The sequence below is a fragment of the Rhodococcus sp. NPDC004095 genome, from assembly GCF_053604015.1.
The window spans coordinates 245546-271002 of record NZ_JBSGGS010000004.1 but is presented as its reverse complement, the minus strand read 5'-3'; the positions used below and the strand labels follow the sequence as shown (position 1 = coordinate 271002).

Below are 25457 nucleotides of genomic sequence, written 5' to 3'. Positions count from 1 at the left end.
CCGCCTTCAGTCGGTCAGCCGGTAGAAGCGCCAGAACCCGAAGTTCTCGATCGGGAGGACCTCGAAGCCGGTGAACCCGGCCGCGGAAGCGTAGTCGCGCAGCGTGTTCGGCCGCATCACGGTTCCGGTGCCCGCGCTCGGCGGATGACTCATGCCGTCGGGAAGGCAGACGAACAGGCTGAAGCCGTACATCAGGCGTTCGGTCTCGTCACCGGGAGCGGTGAACTCCTCCGCGACGGCCTCGTCCATGACGACCACGCACCCGCCGGGCCGCAGTGACCGCCGCGCAGCGGTGAGGACGGCGACCGGGTCCGGCATGTCGTGGACGCACTCGAACGCGAACACCGTGTCGAAGGCCGCGCCCGGCAGCTGCGCGGCGTCCCCGGTGTGGAAGGCGATCCGGTCGGCGACCTCAGCCGGGACGTTGCCGGTCGCCATCCGCACCGAGGGTTCGTCGACGTCGTATCCGTCGACGCGCGCGTCGGGGTAGGTGCGGGCCAGCGTGATCGTGGACCAGCCGCCGCCGCAGCCGATGTCGGCGATCCGGGTTCCGGCCCGGCGCAGCTGTGAGTCGAGGTCGGGGACGGATTCGAGCGCGCCCGGCAGCTCCCGCTCGTACCAGGGCCGGTTCATGTCGGCCTGGGATTCGCGGGCATCGCCGCCGAACTGCGCCCAGCCCACGCCGCCCCCGTTGCGGTACGCGTCGAGCAGGGCGGGAAGCTGGCCGGCCGCGCCGGCGAACATCCGGGCGAGTGGAGCCAGGTAGGTGAGGCTGGTGGTGTCGGTCAGCACTTCCGCGGCGGCGGCAGGCAGCGTGAACCGGCGCGGGCCGACTTCGCTCACCTCGGCCTCGAGAAGCCCGGTCACGGCCTGTTGTTCGAGCCACTCGCGGGTGTAACGGGGGTCGGTGCCGGTCCGGGCGGCGAGGTCGTCCGCCGTTGCCGGGCCGTCCGAGGCCAGGTTGCGGTACCAGCCGAGCCGGTCGCCGAGGTAGATCGCGAGCAGATCGATGGTCCCGAGAGACGCGTCCAGCAGGCGCTGCGCGAGTAGGTCGGTGGGAGACACGGTGGTGGACACGGGTGGCCCTCCTTCGATCACGGGAGCGGGATCGGTGTCTCCATCGTGGTCCCCCGCAACGGCGGTGTCACCGCCTCAGGACCGGCGTGCGCCCCTGTCGAGTTCCTCCACCAGGGCCCGGAGCGTGGACTCGGTGTGGGCGACGGCGGTGCCGACTATCGGCTCGACGATCTTCGCAAGGGCCCTGCCGAGCAGGCCGCCGGGCAGCGTGTAGTCGAAGTCGACGGCCAGTTCGGTGTGACCGTCGTCGGTGGGGGAGAAGCGCCACGTCGACCCGTTGCTGATGCCGTCCACGGATTCGAGGCGGATCAGCCGGTCCTGCTCCCACTCGGTGATCCGGACCCGTGAGTGCAGTGCCTTCGGGCCGAGTTGCATCGTCGCGTCGAAGGTGGCGCCGAGGCCCTGGTTCTCCACGCCGACGGGCGCGAAGCGCGTTACCCCGAACATCCAGCGGGGGACGTTGCGGTAGTCGTCGACGTACGCGAATCCGGTGCCGACGGGGGCCTTGGCGACGGCGGTGCGGTGAATGTGACCCATGATTCTCCTCGAGTGGCCAGGTCCCCAGGGACCTGTTACCGACAGTAACGGATACATACTCGAGTTGGGTGCAGGTTGGACCGGGCGATGTGCGCATAGGGTGGAACGGTGGAGCAGCGCGAACGGGACGAGAAGGGCAGGCCCCGTAACGAAAGGCCCCGGGACGGACTGGGTCGCCCGCTGCCCCGTGGGGCGATCGGCGTCCCACGCGCGCCCGAGGGTCTGATCCGGACTCCGTCCGACACGGTGGCCGAGGCGCAGCGACTGTTCGACGCAGGGATGCCGTTTCACGCGCACGAGGTCCTCGAGGATGCCTGGCGGTCGGCGCCGGAGGCCGAGCGTTCGTTGTGGCAGGGGCTCGCGCAGCTCGCGGTCGCGCTCACCCACTTGCGTCGGGGCAATCAGAAGGGGGCGCGGACCCTGCTCGCGCGCGGGAGCAATCGACTCAGGCCGTTCGCGGCCGATCCGCCCCACGGACTCGACGTGCGTGGACTGCTCCAGTGGTCGAACGACGTGCTGCTCGTGCTGGATTCCACCGGGTCCGGCGATGCCGTTTCCGGCCCGCGCCTGGCCGGCTGAACCCGGTCGGGGCGACGCCGGACGGCGAGGGCTCGGAGGGGCGCGGCGTGGGCGGCAGATCCGATCCCGAACAGGTTCACCTACCGGGATCGGATTCCGCCACTCGATCACGAAATGATTGCGGGAGCCCTAGCTCAGGCTGACGCCGAAGCTGCCGAGGCTGCCGAAGTTGAGCTCGAATCCGGTCGGGCTGAAGCTGCTTCCGATTGCCTGGGAGTTGATGGGCTGCACGCCCATCAGGTCGTGGACGATGTTCTCGAGCGATCCCATGTTTGCTCCTGAGGTCGAGGTCCGATGTGACGCCCCGGGTGAGGGGCGCACCAGTTCTACCGCACCCTGAAGCCCGGCGGATCGGATTTCCGGTAGGGGGTGTTCTGGTTCGGCTCGATGAAAGTTCTTGGTGTTCAACGCTATTCGATTTGATCGACTCGGGGAATGCGAAAGGCCACCGGCGTCAGCCGGTGGCCTTTCGGAGTGCTTCGCTTGCGTTACTCGGACGACAGGCCGCTGGTCGAGCCGCCGTCGCCGGAGCCGCTGGAGATGCTGTCGAGCGCGTCGAACACGATGGCCAGACCGCCGAACAGGTCCGCGAGATCAGACGAGAGCATAGTTACTCCTGGTTTGCTGGTGCCTACTTGGTGGACGCCTGGACAAGCGTTCGGCTATTTGTACACGACGAGACCTCATCGTGACCATGCTTTCCGGCGGAATCCTGGCTGATGTCCGCCGTTCGGCCGACATTCGCTGCGGTTTTCGTCGCGGCGCTGCGGTGGGTCAGCTGAAGAAGCTGGCCGAACCGAGATTCAGGACGTAGCTGGGGGTGGTGTCGACGTCGACCTCGGTGTTGGCGTCGGACTCCAGTAATGACGCAATGAGCGAGGTCAGGCCCGGCAGGGCTGGGATGACAATCACACCGTCTCCTCTGTGTGTCGGCGGGAAGTATTCGTGTCGGCGCGGATAGTACCGTCAGCTGCCGAAGTCGAGGGTGAAGAACGGAAGACCCACGCTGCTTCCGGTGTCGGCGGCGGCGGCGATGTCGCCGTCGGTGAGCAGGCTGGAGAGTGCGGTGATCGGATCGAGCATGGCTCACTCCTGGGGTTCGGTGGTGTGTGTCTGCGCCCGGGGTGGCGCCGGTCTGTTGTACAGCAAATCTGCGGCACTCGGAGTCGTTTTGTTGTCACGACAGTTGCGTTGAACGCTAATGCGGCGCAACGGTGTTCGTGCTTCCGGCAAGGGAGGTGGGGGTCCGTCCGTTCAGATAACAAGCATGCGTGCTTGCTTTTTTGTCGACGCGGGGTGATCCTGGACACATCATCGTGGAGGGAGATGCATGGCCGAGCTGGAAACGGTGGTCGCGGACCTGCTTGCCGAGGGCGCCGGGCTGGACGCACTGGTCGCCGACCTCGAGGTGGGCGGGTGGCGCACAGCCACGCCTGCTCCGGGGTGGACGATCGCGCACCAGATCGGGCATCTCGCCTGGACCGATCGCGCCGCCCTGCTGTCGGTGACCGACCCGGACGCCTTCGCAGAGTCGTTGACAGCGGCATGGGCGAACCCCACGGGATTCGTCGACGAGGGCGCCGAGGCGGAGGCCCGGCGGCCGCCGGCCGAACTGCTCGCGGACTGGAGGGCCGGCCGTGACGCCCTGGCGAAGGCATTGGCCGAGGTGCCCGCCGGAAGCAAACTGCCGTGGTACGGCCCGCCGATGAGCGCGATGTCCATGGCGACCGCGCGGCTGATGGAGACCTGGGCGCACGGACAGGATGTCGCCGCCGCGCTGGGAGTCGTGCCCGAGCGCACCGACCGGCTGCGGTCGATCGCGCACCTGGGGGTGCGTACCCGCGACTTCGCGTACGCCGTGCACGAACTGCCGCCGCCGGACACGGAGTTCCGGGTCGAGCTCGTTGCGCCGAGCGGTGAGCTGTGGGTGTGGGGGCCGGAGGACGCTTCCCAGCGGGTGACCGGACCTGCCCACGACTTCTGCCTGCTGGTGACGCAGCGGGCGCACCGCGACGATCTCGCGTTGACGGCGACCGGCGACGACGCCGACACCTGGTTGGGCATCGCCCAGGCGTTCGCGGGGCTGCCCGGCGCCGGGCGCGAACGAAAGGCGGGCGAGTGAGCAGGACGATCCGGATCGGAAACTGCTCCGGCTTCTACGGCGACCGGATCTCCGCGATGACGGAGATGCTCACCGGCGGTGAGCTGGACTACCTCACCGGCGACTACCTGGCCGAGCTGACCATGCTGATCCTCGGCAAGGACCGGATGAAGGACCCGGGCCTCGGCTACGCCAAGACCTTCCTTCGGCAGATGGAGGACGGCCTCGGCCTGGCGATGGACAGGGGCGTCAAGATCGTCGTCAACGCGGGTGGGCTCAACCCCGCCGGTCTGACCGCGAAGCTGCGCGAGCTGGCCGACCGGCTCGGCGTGCCGGCACGGATCGGGCACGTCGAGGGCGACGACCTGACGTCCCGCGCCGGCGAACTCGGGCTGGGGCAGCCGCTGACCGCCAACGCGTACCTCGGCGCCTGGGGTATCGCCGAGTGCCTCGCGGGCGGTGCCGACGTGGTCGTCACCGGCCGCGTCACCGACGCGTCGGTCGTGGTGGGTCCGGCGGCGCACCACTTCGGCTGGCAGCGAACCGATTACGACAGGCTGGCCGGTGCGGTGGTGGCCGGGCACGTCATCGAGTGCGGTACCCAGGCGACCGGCGGCAACTTCGCGTTCTTCACCGAGATCGCCGACCTCACCCGCCCCGGGTTCCCGATCGCCGAGATCCGCGAGGACGGATCGTCGGTCATCACCAAGCACGCAGGCACCGGTGGCGCCGTCACCGTGGACACCGTCACCGCGCAGTTGATGTACGAGATCCAGGACGCGCGATATGCCGGACCGGACGTGACCGCGCGGATCGACACCGTCGCACTGACGCAGGAGGCCCCGGACCGCGTCGAGATCTCGGGGGTGCGCGGCGAGGCACCACCGCCACAGCTGAAGGTCTCGCTCAACACCCTCGGCGGATTCCGCAACGAGATGGCGTTCGTGCTCACCGGACTCGACATCGAGGCCAAGGCCGACCTCGCCCGCACCCAGCTCGAGTCGTGGCTGACGGTGCGCCCGGCGGAGCTGACCTGGGACCTGGCGCGTCTGGACCGGCCCGACGCCGAGACGGAGGAACAGGCCAGCGCGATCCTGCGCTGCGTCGTCCGCGACCCCGACCCGAACAAGGTCGGCCGCGCGTTCTCCAATGTGGCCGTCGAGCTAGCCCTGGCCAGCTACCCAGGCTGCACCTTCCTGTCGATGCCGGGCAACGGCTCGGCATACGGCGTGTACACGCCGGGATATGTCGACGCGGGGCAGGTTCCGCACGTGGCGGTGTTGCCGGACGGTTCCCGGGTCGACGTCGCACCCGCCTCCGAGACCCGGCCCCTCGCCGCGGTGGCCGCTCCCGTGCTGCCGCAGCCGCTGCCGGACGGTGAGACCCGGGACCTGCCGTTGGGCACCGTGGCCGCCGCGCGCAGCGGCGACAAGGGTGGCAACGCGAACATCGGCGTCTGGGTCCGCACCGACGAGCAGTGGCGCTGGCTCGCGCACGCGCTAACCGTCGACGAGGTGCGCCGGCTGCTGCCCGAGACGGCGGAGCTGCCGATCACCCGCACACTGCTGCCGGAGCTGCGGGCGGTGAACTTCGTGATCGAGGGGATCCTCGGCAAGGGCGTCGCCTACCAGGCCCGATTCGACCCGCAGGCCAAGGGACTGGCGGAGTGGCTGCGCTCGCGGCACCTGCCCATCCCGACCGCGTTGCTCGACCAGACCACGACATCCGACCCGGCACGCCCGGGCCGGGCTCGAGATCCACTGCAGGAGGCCACCTCGTGACCGACGACTGGAACACCCCGGAGCGCCGCGAACTACGGGAAACCGTGCGCCGCTTCATGGACAAGGACGTCCTGCCGCATCAGGACGACTGGGAGCGGGGTGGCGAACTGCCGCGCGACCTGCACCGCCGCGCAGGCGAACTGGGACTGCTCGGTGTCGCCTTCCCGGAATCCGTCGGCGGCGGTGGCGGCGATCCGATCGACGCGATCGTGGTCTGCGAGGAGATGCACTACGCGGGGTGCTCGGGCGGCCTCTTCGCCTCCCTGTTCACCTGCGGGATCGCGCTGCCGCACCTGATCGCGGCCGGTGATCCCGAGCAGATCGAGAAGTGGGTGCGACCGACCCTCGCCGGGGATCTGATCGGCTCGCTCGCCATCACCGAACCCGGTGGCGGCTCCGACGTCGGGCACCTGACCACCCGTGCGGTGCGGGACGGCGAGGACTTCATCGTCAACGGCGCCAAGACGTTCATCACGTCCGGCTGCCGCGCCGACTTCGTGGTCACAGCGGTCCGCACCGGTGGCGAGGGCGCGGGTGGGGTGTCGCTGCTCGTGATCGAGAAGGGCACACCGCGATTCACCGTCTCGCGCAAACTGGAGAAGATGGGCTGGCTCGCCTCGGACACCGCGGAACTGTCGTTCGCCGACTGCCGGGTTCCGGCCGCGAACCTGGTCGGTGCCGAGAACACGGGCTTCGCCCAGATCGCCCAGGCGTTCGTCACCGAACGGGTCGCGCTCGCCGCGCAGGCGTACTCGAGTGCGCAGCGTTGCCTGGACCTCACACTCGAGTGGTGCCGCGACCGCGAGACGTTCGGCCGGCCGCTGATCAGCAGGCAATCCGTGCAGAACACCCTCTCGGAGATGGCGCGCAAGGTCGACGTGGCCAGGGTCTACACCCGCACCGTCGTCGACCGGTACACCGCGGGTGACGAGAACGTCCTCGCCGAGGTGTGTTTCGCAAAGAACACGGCGGTCGAGGCGGGCGAGTGGGTGGCGCACCAGGCGGTGCAACTGTTCGGTGGGCTCGGTTACATGCGCGAGTCGGAGGTCGAGCGGCAGTACCGCGACATGCGGATCCTCGGCATCGGTGGCGGCACCAACGAGATCCTGACCTCCCTGGCCGCAAAACTTCTGGGTTTCCAAGCGTGACCGGCTTCCAGCCTGACAAGTGGGGTAGCAGACGATGACACTGATCGGATCGACATTGGACACCGCGGGTGAGGGATTCGTCGCCGCCGCGGAGTCGATGCAAGCCAAACTCGCCGAGGTCCAGGGCGAGTTCGACAAGGCGCTCGCCGGAGGTGGCGAGAAGGCCGTTGCCCGGCACCACAAGCGGGGGAAGCTGCTCGCCCGGGAACGGATCGAGCTGCTGATCGACGAGGACTCACCGTTCCTCGAACTCTGCACGCTGGCTGCGTGGGGCAGCGAGTTCCCGGTGGGCGCCAACGTGGTCACCGGTATCGGGGTGATCGAGGGCGTCGAGTGCATGATCGTCGCCAACGATCCGACCTCGCGCGGCGGTGCCAGCAACCCGTGGACGATCAAGAAGAGCTTCCGGATCAACGAGATCATCGAGCAGAATCGGCTGCCCGTGATCTCCCTGGTCGAGTCCGGTGGTGCGGACCTGCCCACCCAGAAGGAGGTCTTCATCCCGGGCGGTCGGATGTTCCGGGACCTGACCCGGGCCTCGGCGGCCGGAATCCCCACCGTGTCACTGGTGTTCGGCAACTCGACCGCCGGCGGTGCCTACATTCCCGGCATGTCCGACCACGTGGTGATGATCAAGGAACAGTCGAAGGTCTTCCTCGGCGGACCGCCGCTGGTGAAGATGGCGACCGGCGAGGTGTCCGACGACGAGTCCCTCGGCGGTGCCGAGATGCACGCCCGCAAGTCCGGGCTCGCCGACTACTACGCCCAGGACGAGTACGACGCGATCCGGATCGGCCGGAACATCGTCAAGCGGTTGAACTGGCGCAAGCAGGGGCCCGCGCCCCGAGCGGAGGTGATCGAGCCGTTGCACGACGCCGAGGACCTGCTCGGCATCGTGCCCACCGACCTGAAGATCCCTTTCGATCCCCGCGAGGTCATCGCCCGGATCGTCGACGGCTCCGATTTTGACGAGTTCAAACCGATGTACGGCAGCTCTCTGGTCACGGGATGGGCGGAGCTGCACGGGTATCCGGTCGGCATCCTCGCCAACGCGCGCGGCGTGCTGTTCTCGGAGGAAGCGCAGAAGGCCACCCAGTTCATCCAGCTGGCCAACCGCGCGAACACCCCGCTGATCTTCCTGCACAACACCACCGGCTACATGGTCGGTAAGGAGTACGAGCAGGGCGGCATCATCAAGCACGGCGCGATGATGATCAATGCGGTGTCCAATTCGACGGTGCCGCACCTGTCGATCCTGATGGGCGCCTCTTACGGTGCCGGGCACTACGGCATGTGCGGCCGGGCCTACGATCCGCGCTTCCTGTTCGCCTGGCCCAGTGCGAAGTCCGCGGTGATGGGGCCGGCCCAGCTCGCCGGTGTCGTGTCCATGGTGATGCGCGGCAGCGCCGAGGCGAAGGGGGTGCCGTTCGACGAGGAGGCCGACAAGGGCATGCGCGCGATGATCGAGGCCCAGATCGAGGCCGAGTCGCTGCCGTTGTTCCTGTCCGGCCGGGTCTACGACGACGGCATCATCGACCCGCGCGACACCCGCACCGTGCTGGGAATGTGCCTGTCCGCCATCGCCACCGCCCCGATCGAAGGCACCGCGAACTTCGGTGTCTTCAGAATGTGAGCCCTTCGTGACTGTCCCCACTTCCCGGAACGCGATCACCTCCGTACTCGTCGCGAACCGCGGCGAGATCGCCCGCCGGGTCTTCGCGAGCGCGCGTTCGGCCGGCGTCGCCACTGTCGCGGTGTACTCCGACGCGGACGCGGAATCTCCCCATGTCCGGGAGGCCGACGTCGCGGTGCGCCTGCCCGGAAACACTCCCTCCGAGACGTACCTGCGGGGCGAGAGAATCGTCGAGGCCGCCCTGGCCGCCGGTGCCGATGCCGTCCATCCGGGCTACGGATTCCTTTCCGAGAACGCCGAATTCGCCAAGGCCGTACTGGACGCCGGCCTGACGTGGATCGGACCGCCCGTCAAGGCGATCGAGCTGATGGGCTCGAAGGTCGAGTCGAAGAAGATGATGGCCGCCGCCGGCGTTCCGGTGCTGGCCGAACTCGACCCGGCACACGTCACCGAGTCCGATCTTCCGGTGCTGATCAAGGCGTCCGCCGGTGGTGGCGGCCGGGGGATGCGGGTCGTACGCGCGCTCGGCGACCTGGCGGGGCAGATCGAGGGCGCCCGCGCGGAGGCGCAGTCCGCGTTCGGTGACCCCACCGTCTTCTGCGAGCGGTACCTCGAGACCGGCAGGCACATCGAGGTACAGGTCATGGCCGATGCGCACGGCACGGTCTGGGCGGTGGGGGAGCGGGAGTGCTCGATCCAGCGTCGCCACCAGAAGGTTGTGGAGGAGGCGCCGTCTCCCCTCGTCGACCGGCTCGAGAACGCCGGTACAGGCATGCGCGCCAAGCTGTTCCAGGCCGCCGTCGATGCGGCCGCTGCGATCGGCTACGAGGGTGCGGGCACCGTCGAGTTCCTCGCCGACGAAGACGGTGGCTTCTACTTCCTGGAGATGAACACCCGCCTCCAGGTCGAGCACCCGGTCACCGAGCTCACCACCGGACTCGACCTGGTGGACCTGCAGATGCAGGTCGCCCGGGGCGACGCGCTCGGTGAACGGCCGCCTGCCGCGTCCGGCCACGCGATCGAGGTCAGGCTGTACGCGGAGGATCCCGCGCAGGAATGGCAACCCCAGTCGGGCGTCGTCCACACCTTCGAGATCCCCGGTGTGGATGTCGAATTCGGGGTTCCGGGTTCCCGGCGCGGGTTGCGACTGGACTCCGGCATCGTGGACGGTTCGACGGTCGGCGTCCACTACGACCCGATGCTGGCGAAGGTGATCGCCTGGGCGCCGGGCCGGCAGGATGCGGCCGGCCTGCTAGCCGCCGCACTGGCGAAGGCGAAGATCCACGGACTGGTCACCAACCGGGACCTGCTGGTGAACGTGCTGCGCCACCCGGCCTTCCTGGGCGGGGACACCGACACCGCCTTCTTCGACCGGCACGGTCTGGACGTGCTCTCCACGCCGGTCGCGTCACCGGAGGCCGAGCGGGTCTCGGCCCTGGCCGCGGCGCTGGCCCTGGCCGCAGGCAACCGCGACGCGGCGCGGGTGAACGGCGGGCTGCCGAGCGGATGGCGCAACGTGCCGTCGCAACGTCAGCGCAAGGTCCTCGGGGGCACCGGCACCCACGAGGTCGACTACCGCATCGGGCGCCGTGGCGAACTGGACACCGACTTCGTCGCGGGCGTACAGCTCGTGTCCGCCACCGCCGAGACGGTTGTGCTCGCAGTCGGAGGACTCACCCGTCGCTTCGCGGTGGCCCGCTACGGCGACCTGGTGTGCGTCGATTCGTCTCTGGGCGCGTGCGCATTCCGGGCGCTGCCGAGGTTCGTCGATCCGTCGACTGTGGTGGCGGCCGGCTCGCTGCTGGCCCCGATGCCGGGCGCGGTCGTTCGGGTCGCTGCCGTGGTCGGTGACCGGGTCACGGCGGGTACCCCGATCCTGTGGCTCGAAGCCATGAAGATGGAGCACACCATCGCCGCGCCATCCGACGGTGTGCTCACCGAACTGAATGTCGCCGTCGGCCAGCAGGTCGACGTCGGCGCGGTCCTCGCGATCGTCGACGACACCGCGCCCGAGGGCACCGCGACACCTGAAAGCACCGCGACACCCGACAGCACCGCGACACCCGACAGCACAGTGACACCCGACAGCACCGGAAAAGGGGAGTGAGTCGATGAGTTTCATCGAGACCGACGAGCAGAAGGAACTGCGGGCCGCGGTTGCCAAGCTCGGCGAACGCTACAACTACGTCGACTACGTGCTGCCGCGTGCGCGCAAGGGCGAACCGTTGACCGAACTGTGGAACGAGGCGGGCAAGCTCGGCTTCCTCGGAGTGAACCTGCCCGAGGAGTACGGGGGAGGAGGCGCGGGGATCTACGAGCTGGCACTGGTGCAGGAGGAGCTGGCCGCGCAGGGTGCCGGACTGCTGCTCGTGGTGGTGTCCCCGGCGATCTGCGGGACCATCATCGGCAAGTACGGCACCGACGAGCAGAAGCGGACCTGGCTCCCTGCGCTCGCCGACGGCAGCAAGATCATGGCGTTCGGCATCACCGAACCGGACGCGGGATCGAACTCGCACCAGATCACCACCACCGCCCACAGGGACGGGGAGGACTGGATCCTGCGCGGGAACAAGATCTTCATCTCCGGTGTGGACCAGGCCGACGCCGTCCTGATCGTCGCTCGCACCGAGGATCACCGGTCGGGCCGGCTCAAGCCCGCGCTGTTCATCGTCCCCACCGACGCCGAGAACTTCGTGCGGACCCCGATGGAGATGGACATCGTCGAGCCCGACCATCAGTTCACCCTGTTCCTCGATGACGTCCGGCTGCCGTCCGACGCCCTGGTGGGCTCCGAGGACGCTGCGCTGATGCAGCTGTTCGCGGGCCTGAATCCGGAACGCATCCTCGGCGCGGCCATGGCGGTCGGTATGGCCCGGTACGCGATCGACGCCGCCGTGAAGTACGCGCGCGAGCGCACCGTCTGGAAGACCCCGATCGGCGCACACCAGGGCATTGCGCATCCGCTTGCCCAGTGCAAGATCGAGCTCGAGCTCGCGAAGCTGATGATGCAGAAGGCCGCGACCCTCTACGACGGTGGCGACGACTTCGGTGCCGCGGAGGCGGCGAACATGGCCAAGTACGCTGCCGCCGAGGCCGCCATCAAGGCGCTCGATCAGGCAATCCAGACGCACGGCGGCGGCGGACTGACCAAGGAGTACGGACTGGCCGCGATGCTCGGCGCCGCCCGGATCGCCCGCATCGCGCCGGTGAGCCGGGAGATGATCCTGAACTTCGTCTCCCAGCACTCGCTCGGACTGCCGAGGTCGTACTGACGATGGGGACCGAGCAGAGCCCCGGCCCCTTCGTCCGCTACGAGGTGGCGGGAGGTTTCGCGACGCTGACCCTGGACTCCCCGCACAACCGCAACGCGATCTCGACGCGGTTGGTGGGTGAGCTTCGGCAGGGCCTGACGGATGCGGCGGCAGACGAGGGAGTCCGCGCCGTGGTCCTGACGCACACCGGCGGCACGTTCTGCGCGGGGGCCGACCTGTCGGAGGCCGCGGCGGTTCCGGACGCCGATCCGGCGGAGCTGGCGGCGCAGCGCACGAGGCAGATGACCGAGTTGCTGCGGGCCTTCCTGGAACTGCCCAAGCCGATCGTCGCCCGCATCGACGGGCACGTCCGGGCCGGCGGGATGGGTCTGGTCGGAGCGTGCGACCTGGTGGCGGCGGGGCCGTCGAGCACCTTCGCACTGACGGAGTCGCGACTCGGGCTGGCGGCGTCGATCATCTCGCTGACCGTGCTGCCGCGGATCTCGTCGCGCGCGGCGGGCCGCTACTTCCTGACCGGGGAGAAGTTCGGGCCCGTCGAGGCCGAGGCGATCGGGTTGATCACGGCCGCGGCCGACGACGTCGATGCCACCGTGACGGCGTGGCTGCGGGAGTTGGCGCTCGCGTCGCCGCAGGGGCTGGCGGAGTCGAAGCAGCTGACCACTGCCCGGTTGCTCACGGACTTCGACAGGTACGGCGATGGCCTGGCGGCGCAGTCCGCCCGGCTGTTCGGCACCCCCGAGGCGATCGAGGGGATGACCGCTTTCCTGCAACGTCGGCCGCCTGCGTGGGCACCCGACCGGTCCTGACCGGGAAACGATCGTGACCAGGAGACGAAGGAACCCGCGCACGAACTTCGTGCGCGGGTTCCTTCGCGGTCCAGCGGGGGGATTACGCCTCCGGGAACAGGCCCGCGGCAGCCTCGGAGGAGCCGGCGAAGAAGCTCAGGGCGCCGGCGAAGTCGCTGATCGCGCCGGTGAAGTCGGCGGCGAAGTCGAGGAAGGGGATGATCTCAGCAGAACCCATGAGGTGCTCCTAGTGTCTGTGTAACGGTCGTACAACGAGTGGCCCCCCTCTAGGAGCCACCTCATTCGTACCGTGCCCGATTTGTGATTTCAATGTGATCTGCAACCTGAAACGTGGAGTTTCCCCGTGTGTTACATGGGGCGCGTGAGGAGGACCGAGGTAACCGATGCGTGAACCGCAGCAGGACCGCAGCAGGATGACCAGGCAGCGGCTGCTCGAGGCAACCATCGACTGCCTCGCAGAACAAGGCTGGGCCGCGACCACGGTCGGAGTGGTGGCGCGCCGCGCGGGCGTCTCGCGCGGCGCCGCACAGCACCACTTCCCGACGCGTGAGGACCTGATCACCGGCGCGCTCGAGTTCATGTTCGATTCGAGAATGCAGCAGGCCCGCGAGGAGGTGGTCGACCTCCCGGTCGGCCTGGACCGGACGACCGCGGTCGTCGAACGCCTCGTCGACTACTACACCGGCACCCTGTTCAAGGCGGCACTCCAGGTGTGGACGGCCGCAGCGTCGGATCCAGCGCTGCGCGAGCGCGTGCTGCCGCTCGAAGAGCGCTTCGGTCGCACCGCGCACCGGGTCGCGGTCGACCAGCTCGGCGTGGACGGCACCGACCCCCGGATTCGCTCGCTCGTCCAGGCGACCCTCGACCTTGCGCGTGGTCTGGGTCTCGCCGACGTACTCGCCGACGACTCGCGGCGCCGCCGAGAGATCGTCCGGAGCTGGTCGCAGCAACTCGACGCCGCACTCTCGGGCGAAGCCTCGGGCCGATGGGACCTGACGGATTCCGGCCGGACGAGCGAGGCGAACACGCCGACGCCCCGGTGAACACGGGGTTCACCGGGGCGTCGACGGGATGGGTCAGGCCCGCCGCAGCGGCAGTTCCCGAGCCCGGATCCGCTCGCTGTCGAGCGTGACCAGCGAACCGGTGCGCAGTGCGTTCAGGATCACCGGCGCGCAGGTCGCGATCACAGAGGTCTGCTCCGCGATCTTCGCACCCGGTCGGCGCAGCACGAGCAGGCTCGGAGCGACGGCACCGGAGTCGGCCAGGTCGTCGAGGTAGCTCAGCTCGTTGGTCACCAGGATGCGGTTCTCACGGTTGGCCGCGTCGAGCGCCTGACCGTTGTGACCGGCATCGGCACCGACGTCGCGCAGATGCACGGCGTCGTACCCTTCGGCACGCAGACCCTCGGCGACCTGGGGGCTGAGGTTCTCGTCGATCAGGAACCGCAGGCCGTCGACCGCGCCGGTGGAGGCGGAGGTGATGGCGTCGGCGTAGGCGACGTTCTGGCTGTCGACGCCGCCGAACCGTCCCAGGGCGGTGTCGAGCTGGGTGTCCGGTCCGGTCGACCTGGCATTCAGCCAGGCCAACCCGGCCAGGCCCGCGGCACCGGCCGCGCCGAGCCCGGCGGCCTTGCCCGCGACCGAGCCGATTCCGCCGCCGTTGCCCGTCACCGAGCCCAGGTTCGGCGCCTTGACGTCGGCGCCCGGGGTGGCGAGATGGCGCGCGCCGCCGAGGTTCGGCGACTTCACGTCGACGTCAGGCGTCTTCAGCCGGGTGGCGTTGACGTCGACGTCCGGGGTCTTCAGCCGGGTGGCGTTGACGTCGACGTCCGGGGTCTTCAGCCGGGTGGCGTCGATGTCGGCGCCCGGCGTCTTCAGATTCGGGGCGGCGACGCGCGGTGCGTTGACCGAACCGCCCCGGCGGCGGCCGACCAGGCCGGCCAGGCCGCCCGCAGCGCCCGCGATGGCCAGACCCGGAATCAGCGCCCACCACTTGGAGTTCGAGTCGGAGTCGGAATCGACGTCGGCAACTTCCACGTCGGTGGCTTCGAGGTCGACGTCCGGAACGTTCACACCGGTGGGCGCGGCGACACCGGTCGGCGGGTTCACCACGGCGCCGGGAGCGAGGCCGGGAACCGAGACGTCGAGACCGGCGAGTTCGGCACCGATCGCGGGCGGCACGGTGACGAATCCGTTCGCCTTGCTCCAGCGGACCTCGACCGGGTTGCCGTCACGACCACTGAAGGTCTGGGTGTAGACGTCGCCGACCACGGTGGTGTCGCTGAGCGGGCTGCCGAGCACACCGTTGGTGGCACCCAGGTGGGACCAGGCGGTACGGATCGGGCCGCGCACCAGCCAGGCGCCCTTCTCCGGGCTCCAGTAGATGGTCGCGCCGTCGGGCGCCGAGAACTCGCTGAAGCGGGCCGCACCCGGCTCGTCGGAGTCGGACTCGTCATTGGTGGGAAAGCCGATGTCGCCGGCGCCACCACCGAGGACCAGGTACTTGTCGAGAATCACGCCGTACATCACCTGCGCGCCCGTCTCGGGCGACCAGACGATCTTGCCGCCCTGGAAGTCCTGCGCGACGCCGTCCGTTCCGAACTTGTACGGCTCGCCGACCGGCTGGCCCAGGGGGTTGGACGCACCGCCCACCTCCTGGTGGTGCGCGGCAATGGCCGCGTCGGCGGCGGTGTTTCCGGACTGGGCGAACGCGGGACCACTGAGCAGCACCGCGCCACCGATCGCGGCGGCGAAGCCGAGGCCGGCGAGGCGCACAACGGGTGCCTTCCTGTTCGGCGACGAGTTCGTGGGGGATGTGTTCATTGGGCTCCTTGAGACGTGGCAGGGGGCGGGTGCGCCGGTGGTGATGGCCGGCAGGGGATGTTTGTCACTGGAGCGTCGGGCGCGAATCTTCTCGCTCGCGAACAGTGATTTGCCATACAGTTGCGAGCCGGTCGGATCGGTGAACCGATATGCCGTGAATTTAGTGCCGCGGCGCGCCGAGGAATTTCGCCACTCGGCGCGGATCAGCGGGTGGCGGCCTTGGACTTGGTGGTGACGTTGAGGATGGCGGAGATCGCCGCGCCCACGACGCCGCCGATGCCGACCTGGCCGAGAATCTGGGAAAAGTCGAGCCCACTGCTGGTCACGGCCTGGATGATGGCGCCGGTGATGCCGCCGCCGACAGCGCCTGCGGCGCCGTTGCCCAGTGGGCCGAGCGGATTCTTGGCGCCGCCGATTCCGCCGCCAATAGCCCCGCCGAGGAGGCCGAGAAGCCATTCCATTGAATACTCCTTACCTAGGGAATAACTGGACATTTCTGAGCAGACCGTACGATATGGACGGTCTTTCAAATCGGCAGCGCGCCTTTCGGCGTGTCGAGAATTCGGGGTGCATATCGAACAGGGCGGCCGGCGGTGCCTCTGCGCCGATGCCGTGGGGTGCTCGGCGCCCGTGGTCGTGGGGGCGCTCGGCGCCCGTGGTCGTGGGGGCGCCCGGCGCCCGTGATCGTGGGTCGCTCGGCGCCCGTGGTCGTCCGCTCGTGAGTGCGTCCGGTCGTTGGATCTCCCGGAGCGTCACAACTTTCCCGGCACGTGGTGTCGGGCACTCCTCTTCGGTGGAGTCGAACTACGATGACGACTTCGAGGGGACTGTCCGGTACGTGCGGCATCGACTCCGGCGAGGCGGAACTTGATGGACCAATTGACACCAACCGATTCGACTCATGTCCTCATGGAATCCGGGACCCACATCCCCCGGATCGTCGACGGCTACATCTTCGATGCCGATGGACTCCCCGGGAGCATCGATCTCGAGGACGTACTCGAGTGGGTGAGGCCGCGGATCGAACATTCCGCGGTCTTCCGCAGCCGGATTCAGCGTTATCCCCGCGATGTGGACTTCCCGTACTGGGTGCCGGACCCGGACTTCGACCTGCGCAACCACGTCACCGTCGAGGCCGCGCGCGGCCCGGGATGGCCCGCGGTCCGCGATCGGATCGCCGTCCTCTGCGGGGAACGGCTGCCACCGGGCCGGCCGCCCTGGGAGTTGCTCGTCATCACCGGCATGACGGAGGTCGACGACGTTCCCGACGGTTCGTGTGTGGTGGTGCTGAAGGTCCATCACGCGGTGGGCGACGGGATGGAGACCGTCGAGCTTGCCCGGGGACTGTTCGCGCAGCAGCCGCTACCGCCGGGCCGGCCCACGCCTGCGGTCACCCCTGCCGCCGCGCTGCTGCGCGCGATCGCGCGCGCGCCGGTGGGCGCCGCCCGGCTGGCGTGGGGGTCCGCCCGGGCGCAGGTGCTCACCCGTGCCGCAGCCAAGGCGAGCGCGCGGGGGGAGGTGCTCGCCCCGCGATGGCGATGGCCCTCGACCAGGTTCAACCGCCGACAGGGCCCGGGCTTCACCTTCGATGCGGTCACCTTCGACCTCGCCGAGATCGGCGCGGCGCGGTCGCGGTTTCCCGGGATCACGGTCACCGACGTGGTCATCGAGGTGATCGCGAACGCCATGGTGTCCTATCTGCGGGAGCACGGTGAGGAACCACCGGAGTCGCTGGGCGGGAAGGTGTCCTACTCGACCCGGGGGACGGCCGAGTCGAAATCTCGCAACAACTTCGTCGTCCTCTCGGTCGACCTGCACACGGACATCGCGGATCCGATCGAACAACTGCACGCGATCCACGACTCGATGGATTCGGAGAAACGCAGATTCCGGCATCCGGCGGTCGCCGAGTTGTCCTCGGCGCTCGAGTGCGCGCCCGCGCCGTACGTCAACTGGCTGGTGTGGAGGCGCTCGCAGCTCCCGATCGGTGAGGGCGAGACGGTGGCGCTCGGAAACACCATGATCTCGAACGTGCCGCGGCAGTCCGACGACATGCGATTCCTCGGGAGTCGGGTGATCGGCGGCTTCGGTGTTCTCGGGATCGGCGACGGATCGTGCCTGAACCACTACATTGTGACCGTCGGCACGCGGGTGACCGTGACCTTCGGCGTCGACCAGGCGCGAATGCCCGACACCGGCCGGTACGTGACCCTGTTGCGGGAGGCGTTCGATGATCTGGCTCGAGCCTGCCTCGGGCCGGTCCCGCAGACCCGTCCGGCAGACCCGCCGCTTTGACCTCCACGCTCGCCGACGGGTATCGTTGACGGTCGTGTCCGGACTTCCCGGGCCGATTTGTGTGCCTAGCGAGGTAGTCGCGCGCGCAATCACGTCGTCTCGGATGTGAATGTGTGAGCATTCGGCTGCCTGTGTGGGGGTATGCGACACGCCCGACCTCGTGGTCGAGGAATGGGTGAGGAGCAGCGTTTTCTTGCTCCAACTGCTAGATCCCTGAATACACAACGCCAGGTTTGCCTCCGGGCAAGCGGCGAAGAAGAAGAAAGCCGGTATATGCCAACCATCAACCAGCTGGTCCGCAAGGGGCGGCGCGACAAGCCGTCGAAGCAGAAGACCGCTGCACTGAAGGGCAGCCCGCAGCGTCGTGGCGTGTGCACCCGCGTCTACACCACGACCCCGAAGAAGCCGAACTCCGCGCTGCGTAAGGTCGCCCGTGTGCGCCTGACCAGCTCTGTCGAGGTCACGGCGTACATCCCCGGTGAGGGCCACAACCTCCAGGAGCACTCGATGGTGCTCGTCCGTGGCGGTCGTGTGAAGGACCTCCCGGGTGTTCGCTACAAGATCATCCGCGGCTCGCTCGACACCCAGGGTGTCAAGAACCGCAAGCAGGCGCGTAGCCGCTACGGCGCGAAGAAGGAGAAGGGCTGATGCCTCGTAAGGGTCCCGCTCCCAAGCGGCCGCTCGTCGCGGATCCGGTCTACGGTTCGCCGCTGGTCACCCAGCTCGTCAACAAGATCCTGCTGGACGGCAAGAAGTCCACGGCCGAGCGCATCGTCTACGGTGCCCTCGAGCAGGCGCGGGAGAAGACCGGCACCGATCCGGTCGTCACCCTCAAGCGCGCGCTTGACAACGTCAAGCCCGCCCTCGAGGTCCGCAGCCGTCGCGTCGGTGGCGCCACCTACCAGGTTCCGGTCGAGGTTCGTCCGGGTCGCTCCACCACGCTGGCGCTGCGCTGGCTGGTGACCTTCTCGCGGCAGCGTCGTGAGAAGACCATGGTCGAGCGTCTGGCCAACGAGTTGCTGGACGCCAGCAACGGCCTGGGCGCGTCGGTCAAGCGTCGCGAGGACACGCACAAGATGGCCGAGGCCAACAAGGCGTTCGCGCACTACCGCTGGTGATTCGACGCCGGGCGGCACCTTGCAATCGAGGTGTCGCCCGGACGTCGTCACTGCAGTGTCGGGTCCTTCAACGGACCGGCTGCCAACACAAGAAGAATGTGGTCCGGGTAGGGCCGACACGAGCTACGAGCGGGGAAGAATCCTGTGGCACAGGAAGTGCTGACCGACCTGAACAAGGTCCGCAACATCGGCATCATGGCGCACATCGACGCCGGCAAGACCACCACCACCGAGCGCATCCTCTTCTACACCGGTGTGAACTACAAGATCGGTGAGACCCACGACGGTGCGTCGACGACGGACTGGATGGAGCAGGAGAAGGAGCGTGGTATCACCATCACCTCCGCTGCTGTCACCTGTTTCTGGAACAAGAACCAGATCAACATCATCGACACCCCCGGCCACGTCGACTTCACGGTCGAGGTCGAGCGTTCGCTGCGCGTCCTCGACGGCGCGGTCGCGGTGTTCGACGGCAAGGAAGGCGTCGAGCCCCAGTCCGAGCAGGTCTGGCGCCAGGCTGCCAAGTACGACGTTCCGCGCATCTGCTTCGTCAACAAGATGGACAAGATGGGCGCGGACTTCTACTTCACCGTGCAGACCATCATCGACCGCCTCGGCGCGAAGCCGCTGGTCCTGCAGCTGCCGATCGGCGCCGAGGACGACTTCGACGGCGTCGTCGACCTCGTCGAGATGCGCGCCATCACCTGGCGCGGCGTGGTGCCGACCGGCGCCGAGCCGACCATCGAGGAGATCCCCGCGGATCTGGCCGACAAGGCCGCCGAGTACCGCGAGAAGCTGCTCGAGACCGTCGCCGAGTCCGACGAAGCTCTCATGGAGAAGTACTTCGGCGGCGAGGAGCTCACGGTCGAGGAGATCAAGGGCGCCATCCGCAAGATGACGGTCGCCTCCGAGCTGTACCCGGTGCTCTGTGGCTCCGCGTTCAAGAACAAGGGCGTTCAGCCCATGCTCGACGCGGTCATCGACTACCTGCCGAACCCCCTCGACATCGGCGAGGTTCACGGCCATGCCGTGAACAACGAGGAAGAGGAACTGGTCCGCAAGCCCAGCAAGGACGAGCCGTTCTCGGCTCTGGCCTTCAAGATTGCGGCGCACCCGTTCTTCGGCAAGCTCACCTTCGTGCGCGTCTACTCGGGTCGTATCGAGCCGGGTGCCCAGGTCCTCAACGCGACCAAGGGCAAGAAGGAGCGCATCGGCAAGCTCTTCCAGATGCATGCCAACAAGGAGAACCCGGTCGACGAGGCCGTCGCGGGCCACATCTACGCGATGATCGGCCTGAAGGACACCACGACCGGTGACACCCTGTGCGACCAGGCGAACCCGATCGTCCTCGAGTCGATGACGTTCCCGGACCCGGTCATCCAGGTCTCGATCGAGCCGAAGACCAAGTCCGACCAGGAGAAGCTGGGCACCGCGATCCAGAAGCTCGCCGAAGAGGACCCGACCTTCTCGGTCGAGCTGGACGAGGAGACCGGCCAGACCGTCATCGGCGGCATGGGCGAGCTGCACCTCGACATCCTCGTCGACCGTATGCGTCGCGAGTTCAAGGTCGAGGCCAACGTCGGCAAGCCGCAGGTCGCGTACCGCGAGACCATCACCAAGGTGGTCGACAAGCACGAGTTCACCCACAAGAAGCAGACCGGTGGTTCCGGCCAGTTCGCGAAGGTGATCATCGCGCTCGAGCCGTACGTCGGCGAGGACGGCGAGTCCTACGCGTTCGAGAACAAGGTCACCGGTGGCCGCGTTCCGCGCGAGTACATCCCCTCCGTCGATCACGGTGCGCAGGACGCGATGCAGTACGGCGTGCTCGCCGGCTACCCGCTGGTGAACCTGAAGCTGACGCTGCTCGACGGTGCGTACCACGACGTCGACTCCTCGGAAATGGCCTTCAAGGTTGCCGGTTCGCAGGCGCTGAAGGAAGCCGCCCGCAAGGCCGGCCCGGTCATTCTCGAGCCCATCATGGCTGTCGAGGTCACCACGCCCGAGGACTACATGGGCGACGTGATCGGCGACCTCAACTCCCGCCGTGGCCAGATCCAGGCCATGGAGGAACGCAGTGGTGCCCGTGTCGTCAAGGCGCTGGTTCCGCTCTCGGAGATGTTCGGTTACATCGGTGACCTGCGGTCGAAGACCCAGGGTCGCGCGAACTTCTCCATGGTGTTCGATTCCTACGCAGAGGTTCCCGCGAACGTCTCGAAGGAAATCATCGCCAAGGCGACCGGCGAGTAACCTCGGTCTCGTCGACCGCAGTACGACCAAAGTAATAACAACCGCACTGCTGCATACCGCAAGCACAATCAGTCCAGGAGGACATCCAGTGGCGAAGGCGAAGTTCGAGCGGACCAAGCCGCACGTGAACATCGGCACCATCGGTCACGTCGACCACGGCAAGACCACCACCACGGCTGCGATCACCAAGGTGCTGGCCGACAAGTACCCGGATCTGAACGAGAGCTTCGCTTTCGATCAGATCGACAAGGCGCCGGAGGAGAAGGCTCGTGGTATCACGATCAACATCTCCCACGTCGAGTACCAGACGGAGAAGCGCCACTACGCGCACGTCGACGCTCCGGGTCACGCGGACTACATCAAGAACATGATCACCGGTGCCGCCCAGATGGACGGCGCGATCCTGGTCGTGGCCGCCACCGACGGCCCGATGCCGCAGACCCGTGAGCACGTGCTGCTCGCCCGCCAGGTCGGCGTGCCCTACATCCTCGTCGCCCTGAACAAGGCCGACATGGTCGACGACGAGGAAATCCTCGAGCTCGTCGAGATGGAGGTCCGCGAGCTGCTGGCCGGCCAGGAGTTCGACGAGAACGCCCCGGTCATCCCGATCTCGGCGCTCAAGGCGCTCGAGGGCGACGCCAAGTGGGTCAAGTCCATCGAGGACCTGATGGCTGCCGTCGACGAGTCCATCCCGGACCCGGTTCGTGAGACCGACAAGCCGTTCCTGATGCCGGTCGAGGACGTCTTCACGATCACCGGTCGTGGCACCGTCGTCACCGGTCGTATCGAGCGTGGCGTCGTCAACGTGAACGAGGAAGTCGAGATCGTCGGCATCCGCCCGGAGACCACCAAGACCACGGTCACCGGCATCGAGATGTTCCGCAAGCTGCTCGACCAGGGCCAGGCGGGCGACAACGTCGGCCTGCTCGTCCGTGGCATCAAGCGCGAGGACGTCGAGCGCGGCCAGGTCGTCATCAAGCCGGGCACCACCACCCCGCACACGGAGTTCGAGGGCCAGGCGTACATCCTGTCGAAGGACGAGGGCGGCCGCCACACCCCGTTCTTCAACAACTACCGCCCGCAGTTCTACTTCCGTACCACGGACGTTACGGGCGTCGTGACCCTGCCCGAGGGCACCGAGATGGTCATGCCCGGTGACAACACCGAGATGTCCGTCGTGCTGATCCAGCCGGTCGCCATGGACGAGGGCCTGCGGTTCGCCATCCGTGAGGGTGGCCGCACCGTCGGCGCCGGTCGCGTCACCAAGATCATCAAGTGATCATTGATCACCAGTTGATCTAGCAGTACCAAGCAGGACGGCGTCCACCCCTCGGGGTGGGCGCCGTTCGGCGTTTCCGCAGGCGCCTGCGGCGCTCGTGCGTGGTCAGGGCACTCGCGAACCACGCACGAGCGGCGGAAGCGGCCTAGGAATCGGCGGGGTCGAGGTGCAGCAGCACCTGGGTGGCGACAGGAGCGCCGGGCAGGGCCGCCGCCATCGACCGGGCCAGCGCCTCGGCGCTGCGGGTGAAATCGACGACGTCGATGCCGGGTTCGGCGACGACGGTCACCCGGAGCGTGGCGAGTCCGCGGTCGTCGACGGCGGCCGAGCGGACGGTGCGCACTCCGTCGAGAGCGGACAACTCGTCGGCCAATCCCATCGCCAGCGGGCCGAGATCCACGGACAGGTCGGCCCCGACCGTGGCGCCGGGGAACACCGGCATGGTCTCCGGGCGTCCGCGACGAACGTTGATCACCAGCAGGACGAGGCCGGCGAGGAAGGCGACCACGGCCGTGACACCGAGCATGGTCGGCCACCACGACTCGTCGGGGACGGCTGTGAGCCGTGCCCGGTCGAAGCGCTGCACCAATGTCCGTGCCCAGTCGACGCCCAGACACCATGCCAGGGTGATGCCGCCGACCGCGAGGAGCGCGCAACCGGCGGCGAGCGCCACCAGACGGTCGACGACCGATGTCCTGCGTCTCACGGCTTCACCCGGCCGATCCGGACCCGGAGTTCGCGGGGCGAGGCGAGGGTGTCCAGCGACGGCGCCACCGCCTCACGCACGGTCCGCTCCAGGTCGGCGTCGGGTACTTCCCCGTTCGGGGTGACATGCAGGGTGGCGCGGCGACGGTCCACCATCGTGCGAACGGTCGCGACACCGCCCACCGCGCCGGCGCGGGCGCTGCACATCCTCGCGACGTCGGTGGGCCGCAGCCACACCGTTCCTCCCGTGCCGACCGGCAGGTGGGTCCGGGTGCGCGGTGTCAGCGACAGGAAGACGAGCAGAGCGCCCACGACCGCCGCGGCAGCCGCCACAGGCGCCATCCACGTCTGCCAGTGCAGGTCCGCGACCCAGCGGACGGAATTGCGCACCCACGCCGCCGGGGCGATCGCTTCCTTGGCGATCAGGAACTCGCGGCCGGCGACGAACGCGACCGCGAGTAGCGCCACCGCGGCGATCACCGCGATCACCGCGGCGTCCGGGCGCGCCAGCGGCGGCCGGGCTGGCACGGCAACGGCCACCGGGGAGGCGTCGGTCAGCTGACGGGTGTCGACCTCGCTGTCGGCGCCGTCACCGCGCAGGACAGCCGCGGCCACGACGACGTGCAGGTGGTCGACCGGCAGTCCGGTCAGGGTTTCGACGCGCTCGGCGACTGCGAGGTGCACCTCCCGGGACAGCACCGCCACCGGACACGGCCATGTCACCGCCACGTACAACGTCACCGCGACCGAATCCGGTCCGGCCGTGACCTCGGCGCGAGGCAGGTCCCGGCCGGGCAGCTTGAGCAGACCGCCGGACTGCCGGACCACACCGGGTACCGACAGCGCGGCCGCGACCGCGATCTTCGAGACCGCACGGTCCTTGACGGTCAGACGTCCGCGGGCGCCCCGTTCGAGTTCGAGGTCGGTGTGTTCGGTGTCGGGGGTCTCTGTCGAGAGGTGTTCAGCCACGGCCCCGGCTCCGCAGCAGCGCACCGAGGTCGAAGTGACCGTCCCGGTGGGCGCCGATGGCCATTCCGAGGGCACCGAGCATGACCGCGAACACGAAACCGGCGAAGCCGCCCAGGATTGCGGCCAGCGCGAGCAACAGTCCCGCGATCAGGCCGACGACCGTGTTGTTCATCGCGGGGTCCTTTCGGGTGGGGTGATGGCCGAACGGGTACGCGCGGTCCCGGTGCTCACGGGCGGCAGTGCGACGTCCTCGACGGTGACGGTGACAGGTACGGCGACGAGCGGTTCGACCACACGATGCACGGCCTGCGCGACCTCGACGACGTTGTGCGGGTACGCGACCACCACGTGGACCGCGCACTCGGTGTCGGTGACGCGAACTCCGAGGAGTCGGCGTCCAGGCAGGTAGGTGGCGACCTCACCGAACATGCCGCCGTGCAGTTCGCACACTCCCGGTACCGTCAGTGCCTGCGCGGCAACGACTTCGGCATCGGTGGTCTCGTTCACTGCACCCTCGGCCTGGTGTCCGGGTCGGCGGACGTCGGGTTCTCCTCGAACAGCACGACGTCGTACACGGTGATGTTGACCTCGGTGACCTCGAGTCCGGTCATCTGTTCGACGGCGGCGATCACATTGCGGCGGATTCCCGCCGCGAGCTCGTGCAGGGCGACGCCGTACTCGGCGACGATGCCGATGTCGATGGCGGCCTGCTTCTCGCCGACCTCGACGGCGACGCCCTGGCCGTGGTTGACGCGGGCCCCGGGGATCCGGTCCCGTAGCGCCCCGACCACGCGGGCGGTGCCGCCGCCGACGTCGAACACGCCGCTGATCTCCCGGGTGGCGATGCCTGCGATCTTCGCCACCACCGCGTCGGCGATGATCGTGCGGCCCTGGGATCCGACCAGTTCGGTCGACGCGGAGGTTGCGAAGTGCGGTCCCGCCGCGCTTCCGAATTGCACGGTGCCGTGGGTGGGTTGCTGCGCCGGGGGCTCGCCCCGCCCGGATTCGGTGGTCACACCGTCAACACTAGGTCGTGCGTCCCCTGTCCGCGTGGATGCGCCCGGCGAATCCACCTCGCCCGCCGGACG

At 68.4% G+C, this 25457-nt stretch carries 26 protein-coding genes; 14 read left to right on the top strand and 12 right to left on the bottom strand.

Going from position 1 to position 25457, the window contains the following annotated elements:
* Window positions 1–6 precede the first annotated feature (6 nt).
* Complete coding sequence (locus ACWEPG_RS09550; RefSeq protein WP_450114457.1) at window positions 7–1077, bottom strand: class I SAM-dependent methyltransferase; 1071 nt, start codon at window positions 1075–1077, stop codon at window positions 7–9.
* A 75-nt stretch (window positions 1078–1152) separates the two neighbouring features.
* Window positions 1153–1614 carry an SRPBCC family protein gene (locus tag ACWEPG_RS09545; RefSeq protein WP_450114458.1) on the bottom strand — a complete coding sequence of 154 codons (462 nt, stop codon included), beginning with the start codon at window positions 1612–1614 and terminating at the stop codon, window positions 1153–1155.
* A gap of 108 nt (window positions 1615–1722) precedes the next feature.
* Between ACWEPG_RS09545 and ACWEPG_RS09540 the strand changes: the two genes are divergently transcribed.
* Window positions 1723–2193 (top strand): DUF309 domain-containing protein, encoded by a 471-nt coding sequence (locus ACWEPG_RS09540; protein ID WP_452594313.1) that lies wholly within the window; start codon window positions 1723–1725, stop codon window positions 2191–2193.
* A gap of 129 nt (window positions 2194–2322) precedes the next feature.
* Here ACWEPG_RS09540 and ACWEPG_RS09535 read toward each other — a convergent pair whose 3' ends face one another.
* Together ACWEPG_RS09535 and ACWEPG_RS09530 are read right to left on the bottom strand one after the other, a co-directional pair.
* Window positions 2323–2463, bottom strand: a complete 141-nt coding sequence (locus ACWEPG_RS09535; RefSeq protein ID WP_450114460.1) for a hypothetical protein — start codon at window positions 2461–2463, stop codon at window positions 2323–2325.
* A gap of 504 nt (window positions 2464–2967) precedes the next feature.
* The gene (locus tag ACWEPG_RS09530; RefSeq protein WP_450114461.1) at window positions 2968–3105 is read right to left on the bottom strand and encodes a hypothetical protein; all 138 of its coding nucleotides are present in this window, start codon (window positions 3103–3105) and stop codon (window positions 2968–2970) included.
* 418 nt (window positions 3106–3523) lie between these two features.
* Here ACWEPG_RS09530 and ACWEPG_RS09525 point away from each other — a divergent pair, with 418 nt between their 5' ends.
* The 7 genes from ACWEPG_RS09525 to ACWEPG_RS09495 are packed head-to-tail and all read left to right on the top strand — an operon-like array spanning window position 3524 to window position 12934.
* Entirely contained in the window at window positions 3524–4315 is a 792-nt protein-coding gene (locus tag ACWEPG_RS09525) for a TIGR03084 family metal-binding protein (RefSeq protein WP_450114462.1), read from the top strand.
* On the top strand, window positions 4312–6075 hold the full coding sequence (locus tag ACWEPG_RS09520) for an acyclic terpene utilization AtuA family protein (RefSeq protein ID WP_452594312.1): 1764 nt from the start codon (window positions 4312–4314) through the stop codon (window positions 6073–6075). The genes ACWEPG_RS09525 and ACWEPG_RS09520 overlap by 4 nt, the downstream gene beginning before the upstream one ends.
* Window positions 6072–7223, top strand: a complete 1152-nt coding sequence (locus ACWEPG_RS09515; RefSeq protein ID WP_452594311.1) for an acyl-CoA dehydrogenase family protein — start codon at window positions 6072–6074, stop codon at window positions 7221–7223. Before ACWEPG_RS09520 ends, ACWEPG_RS09515 begins: the two co-directional genes overlap by 4 nt.
* A gap of 34 nt (window positions 7224–7257) precedes the next feature.
* On the top strand, window positions 7258–8856 hold the full coding sequence (locus ACWEPG_RS09510; RefSeq protein ID WP_452594310.1) for an acyl-CoA carboxylase subunit beta: 1599 nt from the start codon (window positions 7258–7260) through the stop codon (window positions 8854–8856).
* Window positions 8857–8863: 7 nt separating this feature from the next.
* On the top strand, window positions 8864–10963 hold the full coding sequence (locus tag ACWEPG_RS09505; protein WP_452594309.1) for an acetyl/propionyl/methylcrotonyl-CoA carboxylase subunit alpha: 2100 nt from the start codon (window positions 8864–8866) through the stop codon (window positions 10961–10963).
* A gap of 4 nt (window positions 10964–10967) precedes the next feature.
* Window positions 10968–12128, top strand: a complete 1161-nt coding sequence (locus ACWEPG_RS09500) for an acyl-CoA dehydrogenase family protein (RefSeq protein WP_450114467.1) — start codon at window positions 10968–10970, stop codon at window positions 12126–12128.
* A 2-nt stretch (window positions 12129–12130) separates the two neighbouring features.
* On the top strand, window positions 12131–12934 hold the full coding sequence (locus ACWEPG_RS09495) for an enoyl-CoA hydratase family protein (RefSeq protein ID WP_450114468.1): 804 nt from the start codon (window positions 12131–12133) through the stop codon (window positions 12932–12934).
* 82 nt (window positions 12935–13016) lie between these two features.
* Here the strand turns inward: ACWEPG_RS09495 and ACWEPG_RS09490 are convergent, their stop codons facing one another.
* Window positions 13017–13151 carry a hypothetical protein gene (locus ACWEPG_RS09490; protein ID WP_450114469.1) on the bottom strand — a complete coding sequence of 45 codons (135 nt, stop codon included), beginning with the start codon at window positions 13149–13151 and terminating at the stop codon, window positions 13017–13019.
* A 166-nt stretch (window positions 13152–13317) separates the two neighbouring features.
* Between ACWEPG_RS09490 and ACWEPG_RS09485 the strand changes: the two genes are divergently transcribed.
* A complete protein-coding gene (locus ACWEPG_RS09485) occupies window positions 13318–13977 on the top strand; it encodes a TetR/AcrR family transcriptional regulator (protein ID WP_452594308.1) in 660 nt (219 codons plus the stop codon).
* Window positions 13978–14010: 33 nt separating this feature from the next.
* Here the strand turns inward: ACWEPG_RS09485 and ACWEPG_RS09480 are convergent, their stop codons facing one another.
* Entirely contained in the window at window positions 14011–15756 is a 1746-nt protein-coding gene (locus ACWEPG_RS09480; RefSeq protein ID WP_452594307.1) for a DUF5615 family PIN-like protein, read from the bottom strand.
* 203 nt (window positions 15757–15959) lie between these two features.
* Entirely contained in the window at window positions 15960–16217 is a 258-nt protein-coding gene (locus ACWEPG_RS09475; RefSeq protein ID WP_450114472.1) for a hypothetical protein, read from the bottom strand.
* Between the two features lie 409 nt (window positions 16218–16626).
* Between ACWEPG_RS09475 and ACWEPG_RS09470 the strand changes: the two genes are divergently transcribed.
* The 5 genes from ACWEPG_RS09470 to tuf all read left to right on the top strand — a co-directional run bounded on the left by ACWEPG_RS09470 (window position 16627) and on the right by tuf (window position 22695).
* Window positions 16627–18051, top strand: a complete 1425-nt coding sequence (locus ACWEPG_RS09470) for a wax ester/triacylglycerol synthase domain-containing protein (protein ID WP_450114473.1) — start codon at window positions 16627–16629, stop codon at window positions 18049–18051.
* Between the two features lie 273 nt (window positions 18052–18324).
* Window positions 18325–18699 (top strand): 30S ribosomal protein S12, encoded by a 375-nt coding sequence (gene rpsL, locus ACWEPG_RS09465; RefSeq protein ID WP_345349761.1) that lies wholly within the window; start codon window positions 18325–18327, stop codon window positions 18697–18699.
* Entirely contained in the window at window positions 18699–19169 is a 471-nt protein-coding gene (gene rpsG, locus ACWEPG_RS09460) for a 30S ribosomal protein S7 (protein ID WP_345349758.1), read from the top strand. The genes rpsL and rpsG overlap by 1 nt, the downstream gene beginning before the upstream one ends.
* 144 nt (window positions 19170–19313) lie before the next feature.
* Entirely contained in the window at window positions 19314–21416 is a 2103-nt protein-coding gene (fusA, locus tag ACWEPG_RS09455; RefSeq protein WP_450114474.1) for an elongation factor G, read from the top strand.
* 88 nt (window positions 21417–21504) lie between these two features.
* Complete coding sequence (gene tuf / locus ACWEPG_RS09450; RefSeq protein ID WP_450114475.1) at window positions 21505–22695, top strand: elongation factor Tu; 1191 nt, start codon at window positions 21505–21507, stop codon at window positions 22693–22695.
* Between the two features lie 145 nt (window positions 22696–22840).
* Here tuf and ACWEPG_RS09445 read toward each other — a convergent pair whose 3' ends face one another.
* The 5 genes from ACWEPG_RS09445 to ACWEPG_RS09425 are packed head-to-tail and all read right to left on the bottom strand — an operon-like array spanning window position 22841 to window position 25385.
* A complete protein-coding gene (locus tag ACWEPG_RS09445) occupies window positions 22841–23401 on the bottom strand; it encodes a hypothetical protein (RefSeq protein WP_450114476.1) in 561 nt (186 codons plus the stop codon).
* On the bottom strand, window positions 23398–24369 hold the full coding sequence (locus tag ACWEPG_RS09440; RefSeq protein ID WP_450114477.1) for an Asp23/Gls24 family envelope stress response protein: 972 nt from the start codon (window positions 24367–24369) through the stop codon (window positions 23398–23400). Before ACWEPG_RS09440 ends, ACWEPG_RS09445 begins: the two co-directional genes overlap by 4 nt.
* Window positions 24362–24541 carry a DUF2273 domain-containing protein gene (locus ACWEPG_RS09435; RefSeq protein ID WP_450114478.1) on the bottom strand — a complete coding sequence of 60 codons (180 nt, stop codon included), beginning with the start codon at window positions 24539–24541 and terminating at the stop codon, window positions 24362–24364. Before ACWEPG_RS09435 ends, ACWEPG_RS09440 begins: the two co-directional genes overlap by 8 nt.
* Window positions 24538–24876 (bottom strand): hypothetical protein, encoded by a 339-nt coding sequence (locus ACWEPG_RS09430; RefSeq protein WP_450114479.1) that lies wholly within the window; start codon window positions 24874–24876, stop codon window positions 24538–24540. Before ACWEPG_RS09430 ends, ACWEPG_RS09435 begins: the two co-directional genes overlap by 4 nt.
* Window positions 24873–25385: an Asp23/Gls24 family envelope stress response protein gene (locus ACWEPG_RS09425; RefSeq protein WP_452594306.1), complete on the bottom strand. Its 513-nt coding sequence runs from the start codon at window positions 25383–25385 to the stop codon at window positions 24873–24875. Before ACWEPG_RS09425 ends, ACWEPG_RS09430 begins: the two co-directional genes overlap by 4 nt.
* Window positions 25386–25457: the final 72 nt, after the last annotated feature.